Below are 22,821 nucleotides of genomic sequence, written 5' to 3' on the forward strand. Positions count from 1 at the left end.
ACAGGCTATTTATTGTAAGCTGAAGGAAGGATGCCATAAGCTTCCTGGAAGCATTTTGTAAAATAGGCAGGGCTGTTGAAACCAGTTTCAAAAGCGATTTCAGAAATATTCCCCTTTTTCTTTTCCAAGTATTCGCACGCCTTTTTTAAGCGATAATCTTTAATGAAGGAATTCAACGACTTATTCGTAAGCCTTTGCATTTTTCTATACAATTGCGATTTACTAAACCCCAAACTCTTACTAAACGATTCAACTGTTAAACTAGTATCGTTCCAAGTTTTCTCGGTATGCTCCATCAAAATGGATAAGAATTTTTCTTCGGAAGGACTTAAGGTATGGGCTTGCTCGTCTGCTATAAAAACATTCAAACTTTCACTTTCAAATAAATTTCTCACTTCAGAGGACATCACAATTTGACCTGAAACAAAATTGCACATCCATTCTGCAAACTTGACGGTTTCATCGAAAACACCACCTTTCTCATTAAAAGGGACGCCTGTACACAAACCAATATTCAACTTTAAATTGGTGTTTTTGTGTTCTGAAATATATTTTTTGAATTTAGCCTGAATATCAATTGCACACATTACGGCATTGGTTACGGATTTAAAAGACACAAGGCCACAAGTTTTGTTAAGTTTTACAATACTTCCCTCAAAACGAACGATAAGGTCTTTAAAATACTCTTGAAGCGCAATGGTAAATGATGGATCTTCTAAAAAGCCTTCATACTCAAAACCACTCACCATAATGATTCTATGAGCGGATTCTGAAATTACATTTAAATCTCCTGGCTGACCATTAAAATCAGGATCTTTTATTCGTCCTAAAAAGGCCTCCACAACCATTGGGTCCACCTCTATAATGGCATGTGGCAATGCGCCATGGGCATGATCGTGCATTTTTTTCAAAGCCTCTTTATTGGGAGCTTCAATCAAGCAAAATGCCGTACCATTTTTGTCATCGCACCAATAGGTCATTCCCTTACAGCCATACAAATGCTGAACCTTAAGGTCCTCCAAATGCATTCTTGCCACGTGTTCCGACGTCACCTCGGCAGGAATGTTGTGACGATCCATATAAATGGGCATAACGGTGGTTTTTATGCAATTTAACAATTTTATAAGAATTTAACAATTAAACCAGTTTAACACTAATTCATTTAACTAAATTTAAACTAATTATTCGCTTAATATCAAATTAAATTAAAAATGAACAAATTAATAAGAGCGATAATAGCGGCATTTGGAGCCAAGAAAATCGGAGGAGGCAAATGCGGCTGTATTGGAGTTATTATTGTCTTTATAATTTTATATTGGCTATTGGGCTATGTCATCAAGTAAAATACATTTAAAACAAAAGGGCAACTTAGATAGTTGCCCTTTTGTTTCTATTATTAAATTGAATTGTTACATCCAATTAATCCTCTGGAGGGTATCCATGAATATCCTCAAAAACTTCATCGAAATTCTTTCTTAAATAGGTTTTCAATCGCATGCGGTAATCCTCATGTAACCACTTCACAAAATTGTGAGTACTATTACTGATACATTGTGTGTAACGCTCCAAGCGATGATTGATATCTCCATCCAATAATTTCACCAAGGCTAAGGAATCGTATACATCTTCACTATTCTCAATACATATCTTGGCATGATGCTCAATAGAACGCTCTAAGAGTACTTTTGAAGATTCTCCATTGTTGACAGAATCTATATAAGCTTGTTTTACATCAAAATATACCTCTTCAGACTTCGCAAATTCCGCTCTGATGTCGTCTGGCATTTCATATCTGAAATTGCTTTCAATATCTTCATCATTGGTAATATTGTCCAAATAATAATCTGGAGAACTAAATATTTTTTGCCAATCGATATCAGCTCCCCAAGGTCCAAACCTGTGTAGGTTATTCCCTAAATCGATAATACTAAACTTGGTCTTGTTTTTGAAGATCCTAGAACCACGACCAACCATTTGATAGTAAAGAGCCAAAGACTTGGTAGCCCTGTTCAGGATGATGGTCTCTACAGATGGCTCATCAAATCCTGTGGTTAAAATACTTACCGATGTTAAAATGGCATTGGGAGTTTCCTTGAACCACTTTAAGATTTGTTTACGATCTTTTTTGGAAGCTGTATTGTCTAAATGTGCAATTGGATACCCTGCTCGTTTAAACGTGTCGTACACATACAAGGAAGTGTTGATCCCGTTATTGAAAATCAATGTTTTCTTTCCTTTAGAATGTGTTTCATAGGCATACAACAGCTTTTTAAGCATATCTGTGTTGGTATATAAATCTTCGGAAGATTTTACCGTATAATCCCCGTTAGACCCAATTTCCAAAGTAGTCAACCCTACGTTGTAAGCATAGGTCTCGGCACGCGCCAAAAATTCGTTTTCTATAAGCGATTCAATAGTTTCTCCGGTAATCAGCTCATTGTAATTCTTTTTCATAGGGAAGTCCTTATTGGAACTCAGCGGCGTAGCCGTTACTCCCAAAATAAAAGACTTCTCAAAGTATTTAAATAACTTGGTAAAGGAATTATAGTGGGCCTCATCGATAATCACCAATCCAACATCCGAAATATCAAGCTTATCTTCCTGTAAACGGTTGTTTAAGGTTTCTACCATAGCCACAAAGCAGCTATATTCGTTCTGGTCATCAAGGTTGGCCTTACTGTGTATCACCTTATTGGTTACCTTAAACTCTGTAAGCATTTTAGAAGTTTGCTTACACAACTCGATTCGGTGAGTCAATACCAAGACCTTCTTGTCATGATTTTTCAGGTATTGGCGAACCAATTCCGAAAAAATTACAGTCTTCCCTCCACCTGTTGGCAACTGGTACAAGAGGTGGTAATCATCTGGCGCTTCATCAAATCGCTTGAATACTTTTTCAATCGCTTTTTTCTGGTAACTGTATAAGTCTTTCTCAACGGTTTTCTCCTTCGCTTCTAAAACGGTAGTATCAGACATTGATATTAATTTATAGTTTAAATATTACACATTAACATGTTGAATAATAATAAATTAAGAAACTAATAATTTATTATAAAGGACTGTAAGATGTTCTACAATCTACAAAGACCAATTTGCTCTGTTTTTGTAAAATAAATGGCATTGCTATCTCTTCAATATGGGCTAAAATATAGGCCTCTGGAAACTTGAAGAACTTTTTGAAAAGTGTATTACGGATTCCTAAATCTAAAAATGCAAACATCATTTACGCAATTGGTCTGCAAAGGTAAAGCTATTATGGATGTTTTTAGAATTAAAACTCTAAAAGTTATCGTAAATTCGAATTTTAACACTTGTAATGGACTACAAAAAGTTGAAATTACGTTATATCGGCTACTACAATACTCCGCTACTCTGGAAGGGTGATACCATTTATGGTTTGCAGCAATTGGAATTGCAAAACCTCCCCTTGCAACCTTTCAATAAAGATATTAAAGGACATTTACGCTTAGGGAAACTTGCCGAACATTTTGTATTCCATAGTTTTAAAGCCCATGAAAACATCCAAGTAATTGCTTCTGGCATTCAAATCCAAAAGGACCAAAGAACCCTTGGGGAATTGGATGGTATCATCACGCTGAACAACACTCCTATCCATCTTGAAATTATATACAAGTTCTATCTATACGACGAACAAACTGGAACCAATGAACTCGAGCATTGGATTGGTCCCAACAAAAAGGACTGTCTAATTCATAAATTGGTGAAACTGAAAGAAAAACAACTTCCTTTATTACATCAACCTGAAAGTCAAAGTCTCCTAAAAAAGCTATCAATCCATCCGGAACCCCTGGAACAATGTGTCCTGTTCAAGGCGCAACTCTTTGTGCCTTGGAATAAAGAAAATCATGAATTCAGCCTAATCAACCGTGATTGCATTCAAGGATTTTACATTTACAAAAAGGAACTTCAGCATTTTAAAGATTGTAAGTTTTACATGCCTTCCAAGTTGGATTGGTTCATCGTCCCACATTCTAAAGTAGATTGGAACACCTATAATAACTTAGAAGAATCAATTTTAGATTTATTAAACCAACAATACTCTCCCCTTGTTTGGATTAAACATCCCAACGGAATGATTTCAAAATGCTTTGTGGTTTGGTGGTGAGTGTTTATTAAATTTGATAAGTCTTACCCGTTTCATTTTAATTACAATTACGATTTATCTAATTTGCGCAACTCTTATCAATACTATGCAAAGCACCTTAATTTCCACGCTAAAGACCTATTTTGGGTATGATTCGTTTAGAAGTGAACAACAACAAATTATAGAAACCGTTGTTTCGGGGGATGATTGCTTGGTAATTATGCCTACTGGTGGAGGGAAATCTATTTGTTATCAATTGCCGGCTTTACTTTTTGAAGGAATCACTTTAGTGGTCTCTCCCTTAATTGCCTTAATGAAAGATCAAGTGGACGGCTTACTTGCCAATGGTATTTCTGCTGCTTATTTCAACAGTAGCCAAAGTAGCGAGGAACAGCAGCAGATTCTCGAAAAAGTCTATAAAAAAGAGCTCAAACTATTATATGTAGCGCCCGAGAGCCTAGCCGGTTTACAGCCCATTTTGTCCAAAGATCATTTAAGCTGTATTGCCATTGATGAGGCCCACTGTATCTCAAGTTGGGGGCACGATTTTAGGCCTTCTTATCAAGCTTTGGGATTTCTTAAAACCTCCTTGCCACAAATTCCTATAATCGCGCTTACCGCAACCGCAGACAAGGCTACGCGAGAGGATATTGTTACGCAATTGAATATTCCCACAGCGAAACAATTTATATCCTCCTTTGACCGCAAGAATATTGCGCTAGACGTAAGGCCTGCCAACAATAGAATAAATCAAATTGTCAAATACGTGACCGACAGACCGTATCAATCGGGAATTATATATTGCTTAAGCAGAAAAACCACCGAAAGCATTTCTAAAAAACTAAATGACTTCGGTTTTTCATCCTGTGCCTATCATGCAGGCTTGAGCCATGAAGAACGGGAGAGAGTTCAAGAGGATTTCATCTATGATAATATAAAAATAGTTTGTGCCACCATAGCCTTTGGAATGGGAATTGACAAATCCAATGTCCGTTTTGTAATCCATTATAACATGCCCAAAAACATAGAAGGTTATTATCAGGAAATTGGTCGAGCGGGACGTGACGGTCTGGATTCTAATGCCATCTTGTTCCATAGTTATGCCGATGTCATCCAATTACGGAATTTTGCTCAAGGCGCCAGCAATGAAGAGGTGCAAATTGCGAAATTGGACCGTATGAAACAGTTTTCGGAAGCTACCAGTTGCCGCAGAAAAATTTTGTTAAGTTATTTTGGTGAACTGCTTTCCGAAAATTGCAATAATTGCGATGTCTGTAATAATCCTCCCCAGTTTTTTGATGGAACCATCATTGCTCAAAAAGCATTGTCAACCATAGCCAGACTGAAGGAAACTGAAGCCATTGGGACGGTTATCGACGTTTTAAGAGGTGCCCAAAATGCTACAGTTTTAGACAAGGGCTACAATCAATTGAAAACCTATGGTATCGGTAAGGACATTCCTTGGAACCATTGGCAAAGCTATATCATCCAGCTCATCAACCAAGGCTATTGCGAAATTGCCTTTCACGAATTTAATGCTCTTAAGCTAACGGAATTTTCAAAAACTGTCCTATTCAAAAACGACACCGTATTGCTTACCAAAGTTCAGGAAATCACCTCTAAAAAAGCTGCTAAAAAAGTCCCTTCCCGAGCAGCTTTTGAAAACAATGCCTTGTTCGAACATTTACGCCAATTGCGCCATCAAATTTCAAAAGCCAAAGGTATTCCGCCCTATCAGGTTTTTAGTGATGCTGCCTTAAAAGACATGACGCGTCTTGAACCAACTACGGAAAATGATTTTCTTGAGGTCAGTGGTGTTGGACAATACAAGCTTAATGCATATGGCGAAGATTTCATAAATGCCATTATCACATTTAAAACACAGAAAAAGAACAGCAAAAAAGATACTTACCTAACTACTTTTGATCTTTATAAACAAGGAAAACCGGTCGAAGAGATAGCCGAAGAACGTCAGTTACATCTCAACACCATCTTTTCCCATTTGGCAAAACTGTATCAAGAAGGCAAAGAAATCAACATGTATGATTTTGTTTCCAAAAACGAGGTAGAAGCTGTAAAAGATGCCAAAGAAAAATTAAACAGCCCCAAAGCCTTAAAACCCTATTTTGAGTATTTTAATGAGCAAATGGACTATTTCAAAATTAGGATAGCCTTGAGTATATTGGAAAGGGAATTTTAGTAATTTATGAATTCGGATTGGCTTAAATCTCATTGACGACACCTTTAAAACAATGACAAATATTTAATTTTCAGTTAGATATAATTTATTCATATCTTTAGGTATCGTTTATTTTAATTAAATCCATATGATACCTTTTAAACCAATCTTCTTCATTGTTATTTTTCTTTGTGCACTAACAATTAATGCCCAAAACAACTGCAGTCAGTACTATCCTTTTAAGGAAGGAGTCGCTTTTGAATTGACAAAATACGACAAGCACAATAAAGTGGAAACCGTCACCAAAACCACAGTAAAAAGCGTTCAAAACAATTCAAATGAAACTATAGCAACACTGCACACACAAATTGTTGATGACAAAGGGAAAGAAACAGTATCTACCGACTATGACATGATTTGCGACGGAAATCAGGTTGAAATTGACATGAAGGAACTTTTGCGCCATACACTGGCATCATCTACGGAACATTCCAGCTCCAATGTAGAAACCAACATTACAGGAACCAATTCAATTATGCCCAACAACCTCAAAACAGGTCAGAATTTGCCAGATTCCATTGTGGAAATGGAATTTAAAACAGAAAGCCTCAATATGACTTTCTCCATAAAAACAGAAAACCGTAAAGTATTGGGCACCGAAACCATAACAACTCCAGCTGGGACTTTTAATTGTATTGTGATAGAATATGAAACCACAGCAAAAGTTATGATTACAAAACACACCAAATCCAAACTTTGGCTCGCTGAGGGGGTTGGACTTGTGAAGGAAGAAGAATACAATAAAAATGGAAAACTTTTGTCCAGTCAAGTTCTTACTGCTTTTAGTAGCTAGGTTTTAGGTCATACACAAAAAAATGAAGCCACCATTTAGGATGGCTTTTTTATGGCAAGAAATTAACAATCCTGAAAAAATATCCCATAATATATTACCTTGCGCCTTTATAATTGCAAAGCATAAAATTTAGCCCGTGAAAGTCTGTATTGCCGAGAAACCTAGTGTAGCCCGTGAAATTGCTTCCGTATTGGGAGCCAACACAAAGCATGATGGTTATTTTGAAGGCAATGGCTATGCGGTCACCTACACCTTTGGCCATTTGTGCACACTTATGGAGCCCAACGACTATAAACCTTATTGGAAAAGCTGGGATTTGAATAACCTCCCAATGTTGCCTGATAAGTTTAAGATCAAGGTGGTTTCTAATTCGGGGATACAAAAGCAATTCAAAATTGTAAAAAAACTATTCGATCAGGCAGATGTGGTAATCAACTGTGGGGATGCCGGTCAGGAGGGAGAATTGATCCAGCGCTGGGTGTTGGACCAGGCTAATTACAAAGGCGAAGTACAGCGCTTATGGATTTCCTCCTTGACAACTGAAGCCATTAAAGAAGGCTTCGATAATTTAAAACCGTCTACCCAATACGATAATTTATACTACGCAGGTTTTTCAAGAGCTATTGGGGATTGGCTTTTGGGCATGAACGCCACCAGACTTTACACCTTAAAGCATGGGGGCTACAAACAAGTGTTGTCCATTGGGAGGGTGCAAACCCCTACCCTTGCCATGGTGGTCAATCGTTTTAAGGAAATAGAAAATTTCAAACCCCAACCCTATTGGGAATTACAAACCCTTTATAGGGAAACGCTCTTTAGTTACGAAGAAGGCCGATTCTTAAAAATGGAAGAAGGTGAAGTTTTGGCCAATAAAGTGAAAGAAGATGAATTTGAAATAGAATCTATCACCAAAAAGAAAGGCAAGGAATATGCTCCTAAGCTTTTCGACTTAACTGGGCTTCAGGTTTACTGTAATACTAAATTTGGTTTTTCAGCCGAGGAAACCCTCAAAATCGTCCAGCGTTTATACGAAATGAAAGTCGTTACCTATCCAAGGGTAGACACCACCTTTTTACCGACTGATATATACCCAAAGGTGCCCGGCATTCTTCAAAAACTGACCAATTACAGTAATTTGGTGCAACCCTTACTAGGAAAGAAAATAAAAAAGTCTAGCAAGGTATTCAACGATAAAAAAGTTACCGATCACCACGCTATTATTCCTACGGGAATGCAAAGCCAACTGCAACACAACCAACAACAGGTTTACGATATTATTGTTAGGCGCTTTATTGCCGTTTTTTATGACGAATGTGAAGTTTCCAATACCACGGTTATAGGGAAAGCTGCCGATGTAAACTTTAAAACTACCGGAAAAGAGATTTTAAAAAAAGGGTGGCGTGTTGTTTTTGAAAATCCAGATAAGCCTGAAAAAGAATCCGGTATTCTACCTGTATTTACCAAAGGTGAAAAAGGGCCACATGAGCCTTCCTTTTTAGAAAAGCAAACCAAGCCACCAAACCAATTTACAGAGGCCTCCCTGCTTCGCGCCATGGAAACCGCGGGAAAACAGGTGGATGATGATGAAATGCGTGAATTAATGAAGGAAAATGGTATTGGGAGACCATCTACAAGAGCAAATATCATTGAAACCCTATTTAAAAGGCAGTATATTAAAAGAAATAAAAAGCAAATTTTGCCAACGGTTACCGGTGTTGCTTTGATAGATATTATTCAAAATGAACTGTTGAAATCCGCCGAACTTACGGGTTTGTGGGAAAAACAGTTAAAGGATATTGAAAAAGGCAGTTACAGTGCCAGTCTATTTATCAAAAATATGAAGCGCATGGTGGACGAATTAGTTTACGAAGTAAGAAGCGAAACTAAACGTGCCAACATATCGCAAGCAACTGTAGTCAAACAACGAAAAGTTAAAGCTACTGCACAAAAAAAGGCAGGCATTACCGCCGAAACCTGTCCTAAATGTAAAAAAGGACAACTCATTAAAGGGAAAACAGCTTATGGCTGCAGTAATTACAAATCGGGTTGCGATTTGGTTCTTCCTTTTAAAGTCTATGGTAAAACCATTTCGGAGAAGCAATTTATTAGATTACTCAAAAAGGGCTCGACTGTAAATCTTAAAGGTTTTAAAACAGACTCGGGCTCTGTTGAAGGTTTGCTTCGTTTTGATGATAACTTCAAATTGGTTTTAGAACCTAAAAAGACTAAGAAAAAGGAAGTTCCAGAGGTGCTCACTTGTCCAAAATGTAAAAAAGGCACTATTCTTAAAGGCAAAACTGCTTATGGTTGTAGTGCTCATAAAGAAGGCTGTGATTTCAGGATTTCCTATGAAGATATCAGGAACAGGGCAAATGGACAATCGCTAACTAAAGAATTGGTTTTTAAAATTATAAATGACTCTATCTAAACCAAAACATACACATTTTAAGATTTACAAACCTTATGGCTTTTTGAGTCAGTTTATGAGCAATGCCAAACATGAACAAAAGAAAAAATTCCTTGGCGACTTATATGATTTTCCAGAAGGCACCATGGCCATTGGACGTTTGGATAAAAACTCCGAAGGCCTCCTACTCTTAACTACAGATGGACAACTCAGCTATGATATTTGCAGTTCAAAAATTGATAAGGAATATTATGTTCAAGTAGACGGGATGATTACAAAAGAAGCCGTCCACAAACTTCAAGAAGGCGTTGAAATTGGTTTTAAAGGCATTAAATATATTACCAAACCTTGCGAAGTTACCGTATTGGAAACTCCTCCCAATTTCCCGGAACGGACTCAAAAAATAAGAGATGACAGGCATGGGCCAACATCTTGGATTTCTGTGATTGTGAATGAAGGAAAATATCGTCAAGTAAGAAAAATGACCTCTGCGGTTGGCTTTCCAACCCTACGTTTGGTAAGAATTCGTGTGGGAGATTTTACACTTGACAATATGCAACCTGGGCAGGTCATCCCTACGGAAGTGAGTTTATAAAAATGAAACTATTATGGGGTTTCTTTAATCACAAGAATACTAGCCTTAACTCCAGTTAGCAAGTTCCACTCCTTGGCAGATACTAGCGTACCATTATCATCAAACACCTTGAATTCTGCAGTATTCGGACCAGACTGCCCTTGGTTTAAAGCAAGAAATACAATTCTGTTAAACCCTTCCTGCAAAGGAATATCAAAAGATTTGTAATTGGAAGTCAGCACTAACCTTGGAACTACAATTTCATCGTTTACAAACACCCTTACCATATCACCGTCTGGATACTCGTGATCACGACACATGATATTGACAAATTTTCCGTTACTCCTATAATCTCCCAAAAATTGGTCGGCCATCGCTTCTGGCTTAATACCTGTGTCTACTGCGGCTTTGTTCCATCGTTGCTCGTAAATAGTTCCTGGATTGATAAGTGTACTATTGTCAATCATGGAGAATTCTTCCTTCAATTCTCTTACTTCCACCTTACTTTTTAATGGAATACCATTGATGTTATCGTCGGTTTTGGTCAACGAGCGAGCGTCTGAACTAGGCTTTATCTTTAAATCTGTTGGTATAGAATCCTTTTTCTTGGTTTCTTTCGCAGGAATCTTAATGGACTTATTCTCCTTTTTATCTCCTACCTGGGCTTGAGATTGGGAATATGCCATAAACAGAAAAGCAATTAAAAACAGAATTTTGGAATTCTTCATAACTCTAAACATTTCTTTTTCTTGTAGGAAATCAAAGACTGTACCTTTTTGCCGAAAATAGGCTCTTTTAGATAAATAAATTTTAAACTTTAGTTAAAACTTGCCATTAAAACTTAATCGCAATTTTCGGTTATACTCTTCGTGCAGCCAATCTTTATAATTGTCTGTACAGTTCATAATGCAGTACGAATATTGTTTGATCCGGTAGGCAATATCATCCTGTAAATGCTTGATTAAAGAGCGTGCTTCGTAAACATCCTGACTGCTATCTATACACATTTGAGAGTGTTGCTGAATGGAGCGCTCAATGGCCACAATGGATTTTTGTCCTTCCTGTACCGCCTTTTGATATTCCGCTTTCATATCAAAATCAAAACTTTTCACAGCCTTAAATTTTTGCTTGATAAGATCCGGCATGGTATAAACAAAATCTCGTTCTATATCTTCATCATTCCTAATATTATCCAAATACAGGTCAGGATATTTAAAAATATGCTGCCAATCCACACGTTGGTCCCATGGCCCAAACCTGATGATATTATTCCCAAGATCCAATACCAAAAAGTCTTTTTTATTGCCCAGAACCCTAGAACCTCTTCCTATCATCTGAAAATATAAAGTCAAAGATCTTGTAGCGCGATTCAAAATAACCGATTCCACAGTTGGTTCATCAAACCCCGTTGTCAAAATACTTACGGAAGTTAAAATGCCATCCGGTGTATTTTTAAACCATTTTAAAATATCCCGTCGTTCCTGCTTAGAAGCTGTATTATCCAAATGCCTAATATTTTGATATCCTGCCTTTTTAAAGGAATAATACACTTCTTTGGAAGTATTGATACCGTTGTTGAAAATTAAGGTCTTTTTGCCTTTGGACATTTCTTCATAAGCATATAGCAGCTTACTCTGCATCACCGAATTGGTATAAAGTGCTTCGGATGACTTCACCGTATAATCCCCATTCACCCCTATTTTCAAGGTGCTCAACTCTACATCGTAATTATAAATTTCAGCTTTGGCCAAAAAACCATTCTTGATCAATGTAGAAATATCATCGCCTACTATGAGTTCATCATAATTATCCTTCATTGGAAGTTTGATATTGGAGCTTAAAGGCGTAGCCGTCACCCCAAGGATAAAGCAATCCTTAAAAAACTTAAAAAGTTTCCGGAACGAATTGTAATGCGCCTCATCGATAATTACCAAACCAATATCCTCCAGCTTCAATTTTTCGTCATTAAGTCTATTGTTAAGGGTTTCCACCATGGCCACAAAACACTTGTACTCATCTTGATCGTGAAGTTCCTTTACCTTACTATTAATAACTTTGTTGTTCACTCCAAATCCAGATAGCATTCTAGAGGTCTGCTTGCATAACTCAATACGGTGCGTTAAAATGACCACCTTTTTCTGATGGTGCTTGATGTAACGCCTCACTATTTCAGAAAAAATAACAGTTTTCCCGCCTCCTGTTGGTAGTTGGTATAATAAATTGTAATTATCCGATTGAGTTTGAATCACATCAAAAATCCGATTGAGATCCGCCAATTGATAATCGTATAAACGTTTCTTGTTTTTTAGTTCCTGGGTGAGCTGTAGAGTTTGAGACATAGACATAATTCCTAGAAAAAATTCTAGTAAAGTTAAGATTTTACATGATTTAATGGAATAGTTGTTAAAAACATTTGAAAAAAATAGGGAGGCTTTAACACCTCCCTTTAATTATAATTATTGTAATGGATGTTTAAGAAACCTCAATACGTTTTGCTGGTTTCTGTTTTGCTTCATCCCTTTTTGGAAGGTTGACCTCCAAAATTCCATCTTCATAGGTAGCCTTAATTTTATCCGACTCTACGGTATCAGGCAAGGTAAATGTTCTTTTAAATGAAGAATAACCAAATTCTCTTCTGGTGTAATTCTCGTTTTTCTCTTCATCATGCGTTTTGACCTCTGAGGAAATCGTCAAAATTTTGTTCTCGATGTTGATATCGAAATCTGATTTTTTCATTCCCGGAATTGCCAATTCCAAATGAAAGGCATCATTGGTCTCTTTTATATTTACTGCTGGCGCTGTAATACCAGTATTAAAATTGGACAAAAACTCTGTACCAAAACTAGGGTCAAATAAATTGTCAACCCAAGATGAAAAACTTGGCAGTGTGGCAACGCTTCTTTTGTTTGAAGTTGTTTTGCCTGGTTTAGGCAATGTTACTAAAGTACTCATGTTGTTCATTTTTTAAGTTAAACAAAAATTCACCTACTTCTAAACAAAATAGATACCAAAGCAATATTTATGTTAAAAAACTGACATTTCTACATATAGAAAGTCATTTTGTCGGGCAAAACTCACTGTAAACCAGCACTAAAGAACATTTTGACTGTTAAAATCTGTTAAAAACCAAAACTTCAGTGTTTTAACCGTAACATTTTTTAATTGGGGGCGTCTATAAAGTAAATCATCAATCATTAAAAACGAAATATCATGAGAACTTTAGACACAAATCAATTATCAGAAACCTTACACGGAAGCAAGAGCAATTCTTGGAATAACAAGAGACGATTTAGAATAACTTTCTAAAAGCGAAAAGAAAAATTACCAATTACATCATCAATCAAATTTCATCATCAATCAAGAACCAACAGTTAACAATCATTAAAAATCAAAAGCTATGAAAGCGTTATCTAAAATTATTGACAGTACTCACAGTAGAGAAGATGATTTGGAAACGTTGAAGTGACAACAGAATTTTCATCAATCAATCATCAGGAAAATCGGCATAAATCCATTATTTATGCCGATTTTCTTTTTAACAAAATTTTATGGTATCGTTTTTGTGAAGGGTTCATTAAACCATAAATCCTTGACATATGAAATCTTCACGACACCCCGCACCCCAAGTAAATGCTGGCTCTATGGCCGATATTGCTTTTTTGTTGCTCATCTTCTTTTTGGTAACCACTACCATTTCCATGGACTCAGGTTTAAGTAGAAAACTTCCACCACCTTGCCCTCCAAACACCGATTGTAATGCAGATATTAAGGAACGAAACATCCTTAGAGTTATGATCAACCCAAACAATGACATTTTGGTGAGCGAAGAAATTGTTGCGATTAAAGACCTAAAGCAGGTTGTTGCCAACTTTATAGACAATAATGGCACAAAAACCTGTGACTACTGCCATGGAAAATCTGAAATCACATCCTCCGAGAATCCTCAAAAGGCAGTGATTTCTTTACAAACTGCAGCGAAGACCAAATATGAGTTTTATATTGAAGTTCAAGATGAAATCACTAAAGCTTATTATGATTTAAGAGCCACATACGCCCTTGAAATCCTAAGAAAACCTAGTGATGATTTAACCGAAAAAGATCTAAAGGAAGTAAAAGAGGCCTATCCTTTTATTTTATCTGAAGCTCAGACGGAATAGAATCTTGATCAATCTCTACCTGATATTTGATTTTCACCTTTTTTCGCCCCCAATTTCTGGCAGAATCCACATCCACACCCATATAGATATCAATTCTATTGGTCCAACGGGTGTGCATTTTGTCTTTTACCAAAAACAAATCATCAAAGCCTTCAATCATTACAGGGGTATTGTGTTTAATACCTTTTTTCAACAAATCCCTGGACACCGCAATGTATTTCAGTCCTGGTTTTATACTGTCGCCAAAAGCTGTGATATGCGGATTGGAATTAGTTTGACTTTCTAATGAATTATAGGCAGTCGCCGTTACCTTCAAAGTTTTCCATTCATGGGTTTTAGGTGGTTCAACTTCCTTTTTACAGGCTATTGCTAACACCAAAAACAGAACTCCCAAAACTTTTATAATGGTAGCGTTGGACTCCATAATACCATTTTTCTATAATGAACTTTACAATCTAATAGGCAATCAATTCCTTGAGAGCCTCTTCAAACCTGGCTTTTGCCAAATATTGATTTTCTAATTGCGAAATGAATGGAATTGGGGTTTCCAAACTTGCTACACGCTTCACAGGCGCATCCAAATGCTCAAAACACTCCTCCATAATCATAGCAGATAAATCACTGGCAATACCTCCAAACAAGGAGTCTTCCTGAAGAATTATCACTCTCCCTGTTTTTCTCACCGAAGCAAAAACAGTCTCCGTATCCAAAGGCTGCAAAGTCCTCAAATCGACCAATTCTGCCTTAATATCAGGGTTGGCTTCTAAACTTTCCAAGGCCCAATGTACGGCAGCTCCATAACTAATGATTGTGACATCAATACCTTCCTTCAAAAGAGCAGCTTTACCCAATGGCAAGGTGAAATAATTAGCAGGAACCTCTTGTTTCACACTTCTATACAAAGCTTTATGCTCAAAAAACAACACTGGATTGGGATCGTTGATCGCTGTTGCTAATAAGCCTTTGGCATCATATGGAAATGCTGGGTATACTACTTTTAACCCGGGTGTTTTGGTAAACCAAGCCTCATTCGTTTGCGAATGGAATGGCCCAGCAGCTACTCCTGCTCCACAAGGCATTCTCACAACAACATCGGCCTGTTGGCCCCAGCGGTAATGCGATTTGGCCAAATAATTTACAATTGGGTTAAAACCTGAACTCACAAAATCGGCAAACTGCATTTCTACAACCGCCTTCATACCTGCAATAGACAGCCCCATCCCTACTTCCACAATGGCGGATTCACAAATTGGGGTATTTCTTACTCGGTCTTTTCCAAAGGCTTCCACAAATCCCTCGGTGATTTTAAACACGCCGCCATATTCAGCAATATCTTGTCCCATAACCACCAAATCCTTATGACGTTCCATGGATTGTTTCAAACCTTCGGAAACCGCATCGATGAACCGAATTTCAGCTGTATCTCCACTCACTTCAACATGTTCGTACTTGAAATCTTTATAGACATCTCCCAATTCCTTTTCAATATTGGGTTGTATGGGTGATTCGTCATGAGCCTTTTGCAAATGCTCATTGATTTCTTCTGTAATGCTCTCTCTTACAGTAGCTATTTGCTTATCAGTAATGACATTGGTTTCCTTTAAATACATCTCAAAATTGCTCAAAGGATCTTTTTCGGCCCATTCATCCATTAATTTCTTAGGGACATATTTAGTACCACTAGCTTCCTCATGACCGCGCATTCTAAAAGTTTTAAACTCAATAAGAATTGGGCGTGGACGCTTGCGGATGCTTTCGGCCAATTTTGAAACTTTAGTATAGACTTCCAAAATGTTGTTGCCATCAATTATAAAGGATTCCATGCCATAGCCCTTTCCTCTATCAGCAATATCCTTGCAGTTATACTGCTCGTTAGTAGGTGTCGACAGTCCATAGCCATTGTTTTCCACACAAAAAATAACCGGCAGTTGCCATACCGAAGCTACATTGAGCGCTTCGTGAAAATCTCCTTCACTAGTCCCTCCTTCTCCAGTAAAAACAGCAGTAACCTGCTTATTTTTCTTTAATAAATTTGCCAAAGCAATGCCATCAGCAACACCCAATTGAGGTCCCAAATGGGAAATCATTCCTATAATATTGTATTCTTGAGTTCCAAAGTGAAAGGAACGATCGCGTCCATTGGTAAAGCCATTGGCTTTTCCTTGCCACTGACTGAACAAACGATGCAATGGAATGTCTCTAGACGTAAACACACCCAAATTTCTGTGCATCGGCAAAATATACTCGTCCTTTTGCAACGCCATAGTCACCCCTACGGAAATAGCTTCCTGACCTATCCCAGAAAACCATTTTGAAATTTTTCCTTGTCTCAATAAAATCAACATCTTTTCCTCTATCAACCGCGGTTTTAGCATCTGCTTATAGAGTTGGATCAATTTCTTGGAATCTAAATTCTTTTTATCGTAAGTAATGTTGCTCTTGATGGACGTTAGCATATATATTGTTTCTTTTCTTAGCCAAATTTAATTAAAAAATATATCTGCCTTTCTTAAACTTATTTTTTTTTGACCAAAGCCAATTCTGCTACATTTTAGCTATGTTTTCGTTATTTTTGTATTATTACAACTATAAAAACCTTTAAAATGAACGCAATACCAAGTGTTGACCTTCAGGATTTTATTTCGGGAGACCCAATTAGAAAACAAAAATTCGTAGATGAAATAGGAAGGGCTTATGAAGACATAGGATTTGTTGCCCTGAAAGGCCATTTCTTGGACGATAAGTTGGTAGAGTCTCTTTATACAGAGGTAAAACGGTTTTTTGAGTTGCCTTTAGAAATTAAACAGAAGTATGAAATTCCTGGAATTGGCGGTCAACGTGGTTATGTTTCCTTTGGAAAGGAAAGTGCCAAAGGTAAAAAAGAAGGCGATTTAAAGGAGTTTTGGCATTTTGGTCAGTATGTAGAAGACAACCCAACATTAGCTGAAACATATCCCAACAATGTAGTCGTTGAGGAGATTCCTGAATTCAATGCTGTTGGAAAGGAAGCCTATAAAATGTTGGAAAAAACCGCTAAATATGTATTGCGTGCCTTGGCTCTTAGATTGGGGCTTGAGGAAACTTATTTTGACAATTATATCCACAACGGCAACTCCATTTTAAGACCCATCCACTACCCTCCTATTAAAGAGGAACCCAAAGAAGCCGTTAGAGCTGCGGCCCATGGCGACATTAATTTAATTACCCTTTTGATGGGGGCTCAAGGTCGAGGTTTACAGGTTCAAAATCATAAAGGCGAATGGATCGACGCCATTGCCCAACCTGACGAACTGATGATCAATGTGGGAGACATGCTATCAAGACATACCAATAACAAACTAAAATCTACTATTCATCGTGTAGTCAATCCTCCAAAGGAACTTTGGGGAACCTCTCGTTATTCCATTCCATTTTTTATGCATCCCGTTTCAGAAATGAAATTGGACGTTTTGGAAACCTGTGTAGATGAGAAGCACCCAAGATTATATGAAGACATCACCGCCGGAGAATTTCTTCACGAACGTTTAGTAGAACTAGGACTCATTAAACAATAAGTACTTTATGGATTTACAGGATCAATTAAAACACCTTTTCCCAGATCACAAACCTGAACCTGAAACCGAAACTGACGTTCCAGAAAATGATCTCTGGATGCAGGACGACCCCATTATTTGCAAATACGAAAAGCGTAAAGGAAAACCTATCACTATCCTTGAAGGGTATACTGGTGCTACCGAAGATTTTAAGCTTTTAGCAAAGGAACTTAAAACCAAACTAAGTGTAGGAGGCAGTTTTAAAGACGATAAAATTATCATTCAAGGGGATTACAGAGATAAAATCATGCAAATTCTAAAGGAAAAAGGATTTGCCGTAAAACGTGTAGGAGGATAATTTTATGGAAACGCTTCACATTACAAATGGTGGTCAACTCACCAAAAAATTGTTAGAGTACGATATTACCGGTGACATTCTCACTTGGGACGAAATGCTTTGTGAAGGCCCTACCACCGAAGATATAGACTCCAAGGAATTCGTTCAATTACGAAAGGAATTCTTTAGAGAAATTTACGGTCTGGAATTTGATGAAAAGAAGTTCTATATAGACATCAATAAACTTAATAACACCGAAAACTATTCGGAAATCATCTTATGGTTTGAATACGATTTGTTCTGCCACATCAATCTTATAGCGGTACTGAATCTTATTCTTCAAAAGAAAATAGACCTTCCACTGTATCTTGTGTGTAGCGGTCGTGTTGAAGGAGAAAAAAGCCTCAAAGGACTTTCTGAACTTACCCAAGACCAATTATTTGATCATTACGAAAATAAAATTAGGCTAAAGGACTTCGATGTTAATCTCGCGGACACTTTATGGTCTATATATTGCGGAAAAGACCACAACATATTAAAGCCTTACATTACCACTAACTCTTCTTTCGAATATTTAAGTAATTGCCTGAAAGCTCATTTAGAACGCTTTCCAGATTCTAAAAGTGGATTAAGTGTTTTGGAACAAAACATTTTGACCATTGTAAGGGACAACACCATTAAGTCGCGACATCACCTATTAGGCTACATTCTGAATTATCAAGGATACTATGGCTTTGGAGACATCCAAATCAACCGTTTGATTGAGCATCTTTCTATGTTTTTTGATGAAGGTGAAGCAGAGATTTCCCTAAACAGGAAAGGTCATGAAGCCTTGTTAAACCAATATAACTTTGCCATGGACATCGACAATAATATCTGGTATGGAGGCGTGAACCGCTTGGATTTTCAATTCAGCAAACAGGAGAACAAACTCATTAAAACTCCTATAAATGCCATTTAAAGCTTCGGAACTTATTTTAAATCCTGATGGCTCCATTTACCATCTCAATTTATTACCCGAACATATCGCTTCCACTGTAATTCTGGTTGGCGATCCCGATAGAGTGGATCTTGTTTCTCAATATTTCGATACCATTGAACTGAAAAAAAGAAAACGAGAGTTCCACACACAAACTGGCACCTATAAAAACAAACGCATCACGGTGATCTCCACCGGGATTGGGCCCGATAATATCGATATTGTTCTAAACGAATTGGATGCCTTGGTAAATATTGATTTCGAAAAAAAGAAAATCAAAGAAAACCTCAGACCCTTGGACATCGTTAGAATTGGTACTTCAGGATCCATACAGAAACATATACCTGTTGACAGCTTTGTTATTAGCAAACAAGCCATTGGTTTTGATAATCTTTTGACATTTTACCACTGTCAAAAATTAGAACTATTAAATGATGTTTCAGAGAGTTTTGTACAACATACCAATTGGTCCAAAAACAAATCCAAACCCTATGTCGTAGAATGCAGTACTTCTTTATATGGCCGTTTGAAATCACACAGAACTATTGAAGGTTTTACTGGGACCAATGTTGGTTTTTATGGTCCACAGGGAAGAATATTACGATTAGCCATTGAAGATCGGGAATTGAACAGTAAATTAGCAACCTTTAAGCACAACGGATTATCGATAACCAATTTAGAAATGGAAACTTCTGCTATCTACGGGTTATCAAAATTACTGAACCACAAAGCGGTATCCCTGAATGCCATAATAGCAAACAGAGCTACAGGAAAATTCAGTAATAATCCCAGAGAAACTATAGAAGGTTTAATACGCTATACATTAGATAAATTAACGGAGAATTAAGATGAAGACCGTAAAAATAGGTGGAGTACCCGAACATTTCAATTTAGCTTGGTACTTGACTTTAAAAAATGGAGAATACAAGGATGCCGGCATCAATCTAAGATGGAAAGATTATTTTGGAGGCACCGGTGAAATGTGCAATGCCTTGCGTGAAGGAGAAATTGATTTAGCCGTTATTTTAACTGAAGGAATCATTAAGGATATTATTGAAGGAAATCCGAGTAAAATAGTGCAAACCTTTGTTGCTTCTCCACTTATTTGGGGAATCCATGTAGCGCATGATTCCAAATATCAAACTATAGAAGATCTCAAAGGAACCAGAGCTGCTATAAGCCGTTTTGGTTCTGGTTCCCACTTAATGGCCTACATCAATGCGCAAAATAATGACTGGAACCCTGAAACGGATTTAGAGTTTGAAGTTATTGACAATCTCGACGGGGCCATAGAAGGTCTCACCAATAATGTAGCCGATTATTTTATGTGGGAGAAATTCACCACTAAACCTATTGTAGATAATGGTGTTTTTAGAAGGGTTGGAAATTGCCCAACACCTTGGCCTTGTTTTGTAATTGCCGTAAGAAATGAATTTTTAGAGGCAAATCCGGACACGGTGAAAACCATCCTGGACATTGTCAATAATACCACAAAAGGCTTTAAGGACATTCCGAATATAGACCAAATTATCTCAAATCGTTATGACCAAAAAATAGAGGACGTTCGGGAATGGCTAATTTTGACAGAATGGTCTCAAAAAAATCTGGATAAAGCTACGGTTGAAACTGTTCAAAACAAACTATTTGAGCTCAAAATTATTGACTCGAAACTAGAATACAACCAACTCACGGCTAAAGTTAATTAGAAGTTAACGTTATATTATCAACAATAAATTAGGACTTATATAAAAATAAAGCCCTAATTTTACGACGCAATTTACCCAACCAGCCAACCTATGTTTTTAACAATTGTATATATTCTAGCTTTTTTAGTCGCATTAAATTTTGCACTACTCTTTTTTAGCTGCAACAAAACCACTAAAAAATCACATCAAAAAGAAGTTAAACCAATACCGGTAGTAAAGAAGAAAGTTACCACTCAATCGGTTCCTGGCCAATTGTCTCGAGCAGCGAGTTAGTCTTACTGAAGTGTTTGTTTCCAAACCAATATCCTCTATTGGCACTTAATGGAGATGGATGCCCTGAAGTTAATACATGATGTTTAGATTGATCAATAAGTTTGATTTTCTTTTTGGCATAACCGCCCCAAAGCAAAAACACCACATTTTCTTTCTGCTCACTAATAGTTTTAATAACTTGGTCCGTAAAGGTCTCCCATCCTTTATTTTGATGACTTCCAGCCTCATGGGCCCTCACAGTTAAAGTAGCGTTCAAAAGCAACACCCCTTGTTGCGCCCAACGTTCCAAATTACCCGAAATAGGATATGGCACCCCGAGATCGGTTTCAATTTCCTTAAAAATATTTATCAGTGAAGGAGGATGCGCAATCCCATCCGTAACCGAAAAACAAAGTCCATTGGCCTGTTTTGGCCCATGGTAAGGATCCTGACCAATAATGACCACTTTAGTTTTTTCAATAGGGCACCATTCAAAAGCTGAAAATATTTGCTTCCCAGGAGGATAACAAGAATGTTCAAGGTATTCGTTTTTTACAAACCCTGTTAAGTTTTCAAAATAAGGTTTCTTAAATTCTTCTTCTAAATATGCCTTCCAAGTAGGTTCTAATTGCAGGTTCATGTATTGTATCTCCTTAAGTTTTGGGTACTTTAATTTTATTTTTGCTTAGGGTCTGAATCCAAAAAATCCAAGATTTTGGAATTCACCATTTCCGCTTGGTCAATGGATAAAAAATGCCCCGCATTTGGGATAATTTCAGCGACAATATTAGGGATATTTTCTTTAGCAACCTCCAAACTCTTTTCATTGTTTATCAAATCATCATCTCCAATTAACACCAAAACCGGCATCTTTAAAGTATTTAATTCATCATTGGAAAAAGGTTTCATATCCACCACAAACCTATTGATGGAATCCAATTGGCTTCCCAAAAAATATTGATTGATATACTTTTGGTCTATTTTCTTCACATTTGCCGACATGGATTCCAAAACGCTTTCCAAACGCTTTTTTTCTGGAGATAAAGCGTATATGATATTAGCCAACAACCCAGAACTTGGTTGGATCCACTTCAAGGTTTGTGCAGGACTCAACAAAACCATTTTCTCTATTTTGGTTTGGTCATGCAAGCCAATAGCCACAGACAGCCAACCTCCCCTTGAAGCTCCAATGATGTTGAATTTTTCCAGTTGCAACTTTTCAAAAATCTCAAAATACCAAGCCACAATCGCGTCAATGTCCTCCACTTCCCTACTCATATCAGATTTCCCAGGTTCAATGAGTAAATCAATGGCAAACACACGATGGTCTTTGGATAAATCTTTGGCATTGGGGTACCAACTAGTGGCACTGGCATTCATTCCATGTAACAAAACAGTCGGCTCTCCCTTTTGAGGTCCGCTTACAATTACATGGGCCATTCCAAAACTGGTTGGCACATACAGTTCTTCATAATTCGCTCCCCATAATTTCAAAGCCTTATCATAAGCTTCAAAATATGGACGCTGCTCTTCATTCATATTTAATATATAGGGAGGCTCTGCTTCAAATTCAGCATAATCATTGTAGTTTTTTTGACATTGAATTGTCAAAATTCCTATACCAAGTAGCAATAAAAATGTCCTAATTTTCATGAATATGAATTTGTTCTCAAATCTAAGCATTTAAAATTCAATTACTGAGAAAACAATTCATGGCAAATCATGCAACCGCTTTTAAA

21 protein-coding genes are annotated in these 22,821 nt (G+C 37.2%); 12 read left to right on the forward strand and 9 right to left on the reverse strand.

Features of this window, described 5'->3' with window-relative positions:
- Positions 1-5 precede the first annotated feature (5 nt).
- A complete protein-coding gene (locus ZA05_RS07755) occupies positions 6-1,091 on the reverse strand; it encodes a nickel-binding protein (RefSeq protein WP_053991123.1) in 1,086 nt (361 codons plus the stop codon).
- 120 nt (positions 1,092-1,211) lie between these two features.
- On the opposite strand from ZA05_RS07755, the gene ZA05_RS18535 reads away from it, so the two are divergent.
- Positions 1,212-1,343: a hypothetical protein gene (locus ZA05_RS18535; RefSeq protein ID WP_255350053.1), complete on the forward strand. Its 132-nt coding sequence runs from the start codon at positions 1,212-1,214 to the stop codon at positions 1,341-1,343.
- A 76-nt stretch (positions 1,344-1,419) separates the two neighbouring features.
- On the opposite strand, the gene ZA05_RS07760 is transcribed toward ZA05_RS18535, so the two are convergent.
- Positions 1,420-2,976 carry a DEAD/DEAH box helicase gene (locus ZA05_RS07760; protein WP_053991124.1) on the reverse strand — a complete coding sequence of 519 codons (1,557 nt, stop codon included), beginning with the start codon at positions 2,974-2,976 and terminating at the stop codon, positions 1,420-1,422.
- A 340-nt stretch (positions 2,977-3,316) separates the two neighbouring features.
- Here ZA05_RS07760 and ZA05_RS07765 point away from each other — a divergent pair, with 340 nt between their 5' ends.
- The 5 genes from ZA05_RS07765 (at position 3,317) to ZA05_RS07785 (ending at position 10,139) form a co-directional block, all read left to right on the forward strand.
- Entirely contained in the window at positions 3,317-4,126 is an 810-nt protein-coding gene (locus tag ZA05_RS07765) for a DUF1853 family protein (RefSeq protein WP_053991125.1), read from the forward strand.
- An 85-nt stretch (positions 4,127-4,211) separates the two neighbouring features.
- Positions 4,212-6,305 (forward strand): DNA helicase RecQ, encoded by a 2,094-nt coding sequence (recQ, locus tag ZA05_RS07770; protein WP_053991126.1) that lies wholly within the window; start codon positions 4,212-4,214, stop codon positions 6,303-6,305.
- Between the two features lie 127 nt (positions 6,306-6,432).
- Positions 6,433-7,137 carry a hypothetical protein gene (locus ZA05_RS07775; protein ID WP_053991127.1) on the forward strand — a complete coding sequence of 235 codons (705 nt, stop codon included), beginning with the start codon at positions 6,433-6,435 and terminating at the stop codon, positions 7,135-7,137.
- A gap of 136 nt (positions 7,138-7,273) precedes the next feature.
- A complete protein-coding gene (locus tag ZA05_RS07780) occupies positions 7,274-9,565 on the forward strand; it encodes a type IA DNA topoisomerase (RefSeq protein ID WP_053991128.1) in 2,292 nt (763 codons plus the stop codon).
- Positions 9,552-10,139 (forward strand): pseudouridine synthase, encoded by a 588-nt coding sequence (locus ZA05_RS07785; protein ID WP_053991129.1) that lies wholly within the window; start codon positions 9,552-9,554, stop codon positions 10,137-10,139. The genes ZA05_RS07780 and ZA05_RS07785 overlap by 14 nt, the downstream gene beginning before the upstream one ends.
- 11 nt (positions 10,140-10,150) lie before the next feature.
- Here the strand turns inward: ZA05_RS07785 and ZA05_RS07790 are convergent, their stop codons facing one another.
- The 3 genes from ZA05_RS07790 to ZA05_RS07800 all read right to left on the reverse strand — a co-directional run bounded on the left by ZA05_RS07790 (position 10,151) and on the right by ZA05_RS07800 (position 13,070).
- Positions 10,151-10,846, reverse strand: a complete 696-nt coding sequence (locus tag ZA05_RS07790; RefSeq protein WP_053991130.1) for a hypothetical protein — start codon at positions 10,844-10,846, stop codon at positions 10,151-10,153.
- A gap of 93 nt (positions 10,847-10,939) precedes the next feature.
- A complete protein-coding gene (locus ZA05_RS07795; protein WP_157514607.1) occupies positions 10,940-12,463 on the reverse strand; it encodes a DEAD/DEAH box helicase in 1,524 nt (507 codons plus the stop codon).
- A gap of 127 nt (positions 12,464-12,590) precedes the next feature.
- Positions 12,591-13,070: an Hsp20/alpha crystallin family protein gene (locus ZA05_RS07800; RefSeq protein WP_053991188.1), complete on the reverse strand. Its 480-nt coding sequence runs from the start codon at positions 13,068-13,070 to the stop codon at positions 12,591-12,593.
- A 644-nt stretch (positions 13,071-13,714) separates the two neighbouring features.
- Between ZA05_RS07800 and ZA05_RS07805 the strand changes: the two genes are divergently transcribed.
- The gene (locus ZA05_RS07805) at positions 13,715-14,275 is read left to right on the forward strand and encodes a biopolymer transporter ExbD (RefSeq protein ID WP_053991132.1); all 561 of its coding nucleotides are present in this window, start codon (positions 13,715-13,717) and stop codon (positions 14,273-14,275) included.
- Here the strand turns inward: ZA05_RS07805 and ZA05_RS07810 are convergent.
- Both ZA05_RS07810 and ZA05_RS07815 read right to left on the reverse strand, forming a co-directional pair.
- A complete protein-coding gene (locus ZA05_RS07810) occupies positions 14,247-14,699 on the reverse strand; it encodes a 3D domain-containing protein (protein WP_053991133.1) in 453 nt (150 codons plus the stop codon). The two genes, ZA05_RS07805 and ZA05_RS07810, sit on opposite strands and share 29 nt — an antisense overlap.
- A gap of 31 nt (positions 14,700-14,730) precedes the next feature.
- Positions 14,731-16,731, reverse strand: a complete 2,001-nt coding sequence (locus ZA05_RS07815) for a thiamine pyrophosphate-dependent enzyme (protein WP_053991134.1) — start codon at positions 16,729-16,731, stop codon at positions 14,731-14,733.
- A gap of 147 nt (positions 16,732-16,878) precedes the next feature.
- Here ZA05_RS07815 and ZA05_RS07820 point away from each other — a divergent pair, with 147 nt between their 5' ends.
- The 5 genes from ZA05_RS07820 to ZA05_RS07840 are packed head-to-tail and all read left to right on the forward strand — an operon-like array spanning position 16,879 to position 20,830.
- The gene (locus tag ZA05_RS07820; RefSeq protein ID WP_053991135.1) at positions 16,879-17,829 is read left to right on the forward strand and encodes an isopenicillin N synthase family oxygenase; all 951 of its coding nucleotides are present in this window, start codon (positions 16,879-16,881) and stop codon (positions 17,827-17,829) included.
- A gap of 7 nt (positions 17,830-17,836) precedes the next feature.
- Positions 17,837-18,166: a translation initiation factor gene (locus ZA05_RS07825; protein ID WP_053991136.1), complete on the forward strand. Its 330-nt coding sequence runs from the start codon at positions 17,837-17,839 to the stop codon at positions 18,164-18,166.
- 4 nt (positions 18,167-18,170) lie between these two features.
- A complete protein-coding gene (locus tag ZA05_RS07830; RefSeq protein ID WP_053991137.1) occupies positions 18,171-19,106 on the forward strand; it encodes a hypothetical protein in 936 nt (311 codons plus the stop codon).
- Positions 19,096-19,971 (forward strand): nucleoside phosphorylase, encoded by an 876-nt coding sequence (locus ZA05_RS07835; protein WP_053991138.1) that lies wholly within the window; start codon positions 19,096-19,098, stop codon positions 19,969-19,971. The genes ZA05_RS07830 and ZA05_RS07835 overlap by 11 nt, the downstream gene beginning before the upstream one ends.
- Position 19,972: 1 nt before the next feature.
- On the forward strand, positions 19,973-20,830 hold the full coding sequence (locus ZA05_RS07840; protein WP_053991139.1) for a substrate-binding domain-containing protein: 858 nt from the start codon (positions 19,973-19,975) through the stop codon (positions 20,828-20,830).
- 226 nt (positions 20,831-21,056) lie between these two features.
- Here the strand turns inward: ZA05_RS07840 and ZA05_RS07845 are convergent, their stop codons facing one another.
- Both ZA05_RS07845 and ZA05_RS07850 read right to left on the reverse strand, forming a co-directional pair.
- Positions 21,057-21,722, reverse strand: a complete 666-nt coding sequence (locus ZA05_RS07845; RefSeq protein ID WP_053991140.1) for a uracil-DNA glycosylase — start codon at positions 21,720-21,722, stop codon at positions 21,057-21,059.
- Between the two features lie 35 nt (positions 21,723-21,757).
- Complete coding sequence (locus ZA05_RS07850; protein ID WP_053991141.1) at positions 21,758-22,735, reverse strand: alpha/beta fold hydrolase; 978 nt, start codon at positions 22,733-22,735, stop codon at positions 21,758-21,760.
- Between the last annotated feature and the right edge of the window lie 86 nt (positions 22,736-22,821).

This window comes from Mangrovimonas sp. TPBH4, assembly GCF_001280505.1.
In the GTDB taxonomy this organism is placed as follows: Bacteria; Bacteroidota; Bacteroidia; order Flavobacteriales; family Flavobacteriaceae; genus Mangrovimonas_A.